The organism is Microbacterium sp. HMWF026, assembly GCF_003061325.1.
In the GTDB taxonomy this organism is placed as follows: domain Bacteria; phylum Actinomycetota; class Actinomycetes; order Actinomycetales; family Microbacteriaceae; genus Microbacterium; species Microbacterium testaceum_E.
Map to the genome: position 1 here is coordinate 1,608 of NZ_QAJB01000398.1, position 6,011 is coordinate 7,618.

Below are 6,011 nucleotides of genomic sequence, written 5' to 3' on the forward strand. Positions count from 1 at the left end.
CGGCGGCCAGGTGCAGCGCCAGATCGCCCACGACCTTCGACGAGGGCGTGACCTTGGGCACGCGTCCCAGGATGCGGTCGGCCGCGGCGTACATGTCCTCGATGAGCTCGAAATCGTCGGCGAGCCCCAGGGCGATCGCCTGCTGACGCAGGTTGGAGAGCTGGCCCCCGGGGATCTCGTGACGGTACACGCGCCCGGTCGGACCGGCGAGGCCCGACTCGAACGGACGGTACAGATGACGCACCGCCTCCCCAGTACGGCTCGAGGTCGCTCACGGCGGCCAGGTCGATCCCCGTGTCGCGTTCGGTGTGGGCGAGGGCGGCCACGAGGGCCGAGAGCGAGGGCTGGCTCGTGGTGCCGGCCATCGGCGCCGAGGCCGCGTCGACGGCATCCGCCCCGGCCGCCGAGGCGGCCAGCAGCGTGGCGAGCTGCCCTCCGGCGGTGTCGTGCGTGTGCACGTGGACCGGCAGGTCGAAGCGCTCGCGCAGCGCCGACACCAGGCGCGCCGCCGCCGCCGGACGCAGCAGACCGGCCATGTCCTTCACGGCCAGGATGTGCGCGCCCGCCTCGACGATCTGCTCCGCCAGGCGTAGGTAGTAGTCAAGGGTGTACAGGTTCTCGGCGGGGTCGAGCAGATCTCCCGTGTAGCAGACCGCCACCTCGGCGACCGCGGTGCCCGTCGCCCGTACCGCGTCGATCGCGGGCCGCATCTGCGACACGTCGTTGAGCGCATCGAAGATGCGGAAGATGTCGACACCGGATGCCGCGGCCTCCGCCACGAACGCATCGGTCACCTGCGTGGGGTAGGGGGTGTAACCGACCGTGTTGCGGCCGCGCAGGAGCATCTGGATCGCCACGTTCGGCAGGGCCTGGCGCAGCGCGTCGAGGCGCTCCCAGGGGTCTTCGCCGAGGAATCGCAGGGCGACGTCGTAGGTCGCCCCTCCCCACGCCTCGACCGACAGCAGTCCGGGCGTCATCCGCGCGACGTACGGCGCGACCCGCGCCAGGTCGCGCGTGCGCACGCGCGTCGCCAGGAGCGACTGGTGGGCGTCGCGGAACGTCGTCTCGGTGACGGCGAGAGCCGTCTGCTCGCGCAGGGCACGGGCGAAGCCCGCGGGTCCGAGCTGCTGCAGCCGCTGGCGCGAGCCGTCAGGGGCGGGCTCGGCGAGGTCCAGGCGCGGGAGCTTCGCCGCCGGGTCGATCGATAGGGGGTTCTCGCCGTTCGGCCGGTTGACGGTCGTGTCGACCAGCCAGGACAGGATCTTGGTGCCGCGGTCCTTGGACTCGCGCCCCTTCAGCAGCTCGGGACGCTCGTCGATGAACGAGGTGCTGAGATCGCCGGCGACGAACGCGGGGTCGTCGAGCACCGCCTGAAGGAACGGGATGTTGGTCGAGACGCCGCGGATGCGGAACTCGGCCAGGGCGCGCCGGGCGCGGGCGACCGCCGCCGGGAAGTCGCGCCCGCGGCACGACAGCTTCGACAGCATCGAGTCGAAGTGCGGGCTCACCTGCGACCCCGCGGCGGTCGTCCCGCCGTCGAGACGGATGCCGGCGCCGCCGGGCGAACGGTAGGTGGTGATCTTGCCGGTGTCGGGGCGGAAGCCCTGCGTGGGGTCCTCGGTCGTGATGCGGCACTGCAGGGCGGCTCCGCGCAGGCGGATGTCGTCCTGGCGCAGATCGAGGTCGGCGAGGGTCTGCCCCGCGGCGATGCGCATCTGCGACTGCACGAGGTCGACGTCGGTGACCTCCTCGGTCACGGTGTGCTCGACCTGGATGCGGGGGTTCATCTCGATGAAGACGACCTCGCCCGTTCGCGGTCCCGCCGTCTCGAGCAGGAACTCCACGGTCCCGGCGTTCTGGTAGCCGATCGACCGGGCGAAGGCGACCGCGTGACGGTGCAGGTCCTGGCGCACGGCGTCGTCCAGATTCGGGGCCGGCGCGATCTCGATGACCTTCTGGTGGCGGCGCTGGACCGAGCAGTCGCGCTCGAACAGGTGCACGGTCTCGCCCGTGGCATCCGCGAGGATCTGCACCTCGACGTGCCGCGGGCGCTGCACGGCCTGCTCGAGGAACATGCGGGGGTCGCCGAAGGCGCTCTGCGCCTCGCGCATGGCCTCGGCCAGAGCCGGGGCCAGCTCGCCGATGCTCCCGACGCGGCGCATCCCGCGCCCGCCACCACCGGCGACCGCCTTGGCGAAGAGGGGGAAGCCGATGTCGTCGGCCTGGGCCAGCAGCGCGTCGATGTCGTCCGACGCGGGAGTGGAGCGCAGCACGGGGACGCCCGCGGCGACGGCGTGCTCCTTCGCGGTGACCTTGTTGCCCGCCATCGACAGCACCTCGGCGGGCGGGCCGATGAAGGTGATGCCGTGAGCCGCGGCCTTGGCGGCGAGCTCCGGATTCTCGGACAGGAATCCGTAGCCGGGGTAGATGGCATCCGCTCCGCACTCGCGCGCGACACGGATGATCTCGTCCACGTCGAGGTAGGCGCGCACGGGATGCCCGCGCTCGCCGATCTGGTAGGCCTCGTCCGCCTTCAGGCGGTGCAGGGACGCGCGGTCCTCGTACGGGTAGACCGCGACGGTGCGCGCTCCGACCTCGTAAGCGGCGCGGAACGCCCGGATGGCGATCTCCCCGCGATTGGCGACCAGGATCTTCGAGAACATGCGCACCTCACGTCAAGCTGGCGGAGCTGAATGTGCTCACAGCCTAGGGGACGGTAACGTGGACTCTCGTGCACGTACTCTCCGTCAGCTCTCTCAAAGGCGGGGTCGGCAAGACGACCGTGACACTCGGGCTGGCTTCGGCCGCCTTCGCACGTGGCGTTCGCACTCTCGTCGTCGACCTCGACCCCCAGTCCGACGTGTCGACCGGGATGGACATCCAGGTCGCCGGTCGCCTCAACATCGCCGATGTCCTGGCGAACCCGAAAGAGAAGGTCGTGCGCCAGGCGATCACCTCGAGCGGGTGGGCCAAGGTGCATCCGGGCACCATCGACGTGCTCATCGGCAGCCCGTCGGCCATCAACTTCGACGGTCCGCACCCGAGCGTGCGCGACGTCTGGAAGCTCGAAGAGGCCCTCGCCACGATCGAGAGCGAGTACGACCTCGTGCTCATCGACTGCGCGCCCTCGCTGAACGCGCTCACGCGCACGGCGTGGGCCGCGAGCGACCGCGTGGTCGTGGTGACCGAGCCGGGTCTGTTCTCGGTCGCCGCCGCCGACCGCGCCCTGCGCGCGATCGAAGAGATCCGCCGCGGCCTGTCGCCGCGTCTGCAGCCCCTCGGCGTCGTGGTCAACCGCGTGCGTCCGCAGTCGATCGAGCACCAGTTCCGCATCAAAGAACTGCGTGACATGTTCGGTCCGCTCGTGCTCAATCCGCAGCTGCCCGAGCGCACCTCGCTGCAGCAGGCGCAGGGTGCTGCCAAGCCGCTGCACGTGTGGCCGGGCGATTCGGCGCAGGAGCTCGCCGCCGACTTCGACGCCCTGCTCGACCGCATCGTGCGCACGGGTCGGATCCCGGTCGCGTCCGAGGCCCCGCAGGCCTGACCCCGCCTTCGCGAGAACGCCGTCCCGCTGCGCTGCAGCCGGGGCGGCGTTTCTTCTTCCCGGGTGATCCGGTCGAGGACCCCGAGCCCGTCGAGGGGTCCGGGCACATGGAACGTGGATGCCGTGGCATCCGGGATCCGAGAGCGTCGGGCGGTGCAGGCAGCCGGGCACACGGAACGTGGATGCCGCGGCATCCGGGATTCGAAAGCGTCGGGGGCGCGTCAGGCGGTGCGGGCCGCGCGGCGGGCGGCGAGCTCGTCGACCGCCTCGGGGGTGGCCTTCTCGAAGTCCACCAGCGTCGACTCGACCTCGCGCAGCACCTTGCCGACCGCGATGCCGAAGACGCCCTGACCGCGGCTGACGAGGTCGATGACCTCGTCGTTCGAGGTGCAGAGGTAGACCGAGGCGCCGTCGCTCATGAGCGTCGTACCCGCGAGGTCGCGGATGCCGGCCGCACGCAGCTGGTCGACCGCGGTGCGGATCTGCTGCAGCGAGATGCCGGTGTCGAGGAGGCGCTTGACGAGCTTGAGCACCAGGATGTCGCGAAAGCCGTAGAGACGCTGCGAACCGGAGCCGCTCGCGCCGCGCACGGTGGGGACGACGAGTTCGGTGCGGGCCCAGTAGTCGAGCTGACGGTAGGTGATCCCGGCGGCGCGGGCGGCGACCGCTCCGCGGTATCCGGTGTCGTCGTCCATCTCGGGCAGGCCGTCGGTGAAGAGGAGGTCGGTGGCGAACCGGGGTTCGCCGACTGCGTCGCCAGCGTTCATGCTCGCGCCCTCCTCTTCTGCTCGTTTCTTCCACGCTAGATCAGCGAGGCTCCCCCGGCAATCACATCCGCTCCGAGGGCCGCGGCGTGTCGCGATCAGGACAGCAATCGCTCCAGGGCGTCGCGCACGAACATCGCGCGGACCTCGTCGAGACGCGTCGCCAGCTCGGGCGCGAGCTCGCTCGCCTTGGCGCGCGAGGGCGCATCGGGACGACGCAGCAGAGCCGACAGCGCGGACTCCACGAGGGACACCTCGCGCTCGGCGCTCTGACGCAGCGAGCGGACGTGCCGGGGCTCGATCCCGTGCCGATCGAGCGCGACCAGGGCGCGCAGCAGCGTGACCGTCTGCTCGGAGTAGCTGTCGGCCGCGGCGATCACGCCCGTGCTGACCGCGTCGTTGAGCAGCTGCGGGCCGGCACCGGCCGCGGCCAGAAGCTCTTCGCGGCGGTAACGGCGCGGAGCCGTGGTCATCGAGGGGATCGCGGTGGGCGGCGCGGGATTGCGGCCGGCGTCGAGATCCTCGAGGTACTCGCGGATCACGACGAGCGGCAGGTAGTGGTCGCGCTGGAGGGTGAGCGCCAGGCGCAGCCTCTCGAGGTCGGCGCCCGAGAACTTGCGGTACCCGGACTCGGTACGGGTGGGCGTGACGATGCCCTGCACCTCGAGGAAGCGCAGCTTGCTGGACGTCAGCGCCGGGAAGTCGGGGGCCAGGCGCGCGAGCACCTGGCCGATGCTGAGCAGCCCCGCAGCCGCCTGACGACCACGGGAGGGGGCTGCCGCCATCAGTGCTCTGCCGCGGGCAGGTCGACGGGCGAACCGAAGAAGTTCAGCCGGAACTTGCCGATGCGCACCTCGGAGCCGTTGACCAGCGCCGAGCGGTCGACGCGCTCACCGTTGACGTAGCTGCCGTTGAGCGAGCGCTGATCGACGATCTCGAACGCGCTGCCGTTGCGGATGATCTCGGCGTGACGACGCGAGACCGTGACGTCGTCGAAGAAGAGGTCGGCTTCGGGATGCCGGCCCACGGTCGTGACGTCGGTGTCGAGCAGGTAGCGCGCACCGGTCGTCGGGCCCGAGCGCACGATCAGCAGAGCCGCACCCGAGGGCAGCGCGTCGATGGCCTCGAGCTCGGCCTCGGTGAGGTCGGCTCCGAAGGGGACGAACGACAGGTCGGCGTCGTGGGTCTGGGTCGTGTCGTGCGCGCGATCGGCGGCGGCGTCGGCCGCGCGTCGGATCTCGTCGCGATCGAATCGGCTGGTCTCGTCCACGGCTACTCCCTCTCTTTCACCATAACCGATCGCTTCTGCGCGGAAGGAGCGACCGAGCGGACGCGGGCCATGGTGAGGCGTGATGTCTCGACTTCGTCGACGACGCCGCGGAGATGGGGGTGCGGAATCGGTCGACGAGACACTCGAACCTATCGACCCGGGGTCGCCCCTGTCGAGTCCGGCCACCCCCGCGTGCACCCGCCGGGCGCGGCGGATCACCCGCGACGCTCCCAGGACGATGTCGGACGCCCTCGTTAGGCTCGCCGGGTGACCTCTCCCTCCGCTCTCCGCCGACGCTCCCTTTCCGCCGTCGTGGCCGCCGTGCTGCTTGCCCTGGCCGCCGTGCTCCTCCCGGCTCTGCCGGCGTCCGCGCACGACGAGCTGGTCTCGAGCGACCCGGGTGCCGACGCCGTCCTCGATGCGCTCCCGTCCC

At 71.2% G+C, this 6,011-nt stretch carries 4 protein-coding genes and 1 pseudogene; 1 reads left to right on the forward strand and 4 read right to left on the reverse strand.

All coding sequences use genetic code 11. The annotated features are described in order from the left end of the window. Nucleotides 1–2,663: pseudogene (locus DBR36_RS14785) on the reverse strand (pyruvate carboxylase); the annotation flags it as partial. Nucleotides 2,664–2,731: 68 nt separating this feature from the next. Between DBR36_RS14785 and DBR36_RS14790 the strand changes: the two are divergent. Continuing rightward, the gene (locus tag DBR36_RS14790) at nucleotides 2,732–3,544 is read left to right on the forward strand and encodes a ParA family protein (RefSeq protein ID WP_108320518.1); all 813 of its coding nucleotides are present in this window, start codon (nucleotides 2,732–2,734) and stop codon (nucleotides 3,542–3,544) included. 221 nt (nucleotides 3,545–3,765) lie between these two features. Here DBR36_RS14790 and DBR36_RS14795 read toward each other — a convergent pair whose 3' ends face one another. From DBR36_RS14795 to DBR36_RS14805, 3 genes are all read right to left on the reverse strand, one after another. Continuing rightward, on the reverse strand, nucleotides 3,766–4,311 hold the full coding sequence (locus DBR36_RS14795) for a MerR family transcriptional regulator (RefSeq protein WP_108320519.1): 546 nt from the start codon (nucleotides 4,309–4,311) through the stop codon (nucleotides 3,766–3,768). 95 nt (nucleotides 4,312–4,406) lie between these two features. Beyond that, complete coding sequence (locus tag DBR36_RS14800) at nucleotides 4,407–5,093, reverse strand: MerR family transcriptional regulator (RefSeq protein WP_108320520.1); 687 nt, start codon at nucleotides 5,091–5,093, stop codon at nucleotides 4,407–4,409. Then, on the reverse strand, nucleotides 5,093–5,578 hold the full coding sequence (locus tag DBR36_RS14805) for an FHA domain-containing protein (protein ID WP_108320521.1): 486 nt from the start codon (nucleotides 5,576–5,578) through the stop codon (nucleotides 5,093–5,095). Before DBR36_RS14805 ends, DBR36_RS14800 begins: the two co-directional genes overlap by 1 nt. Nucleotides 5,579–6,011: the final 433 nt, after the last annotated feature.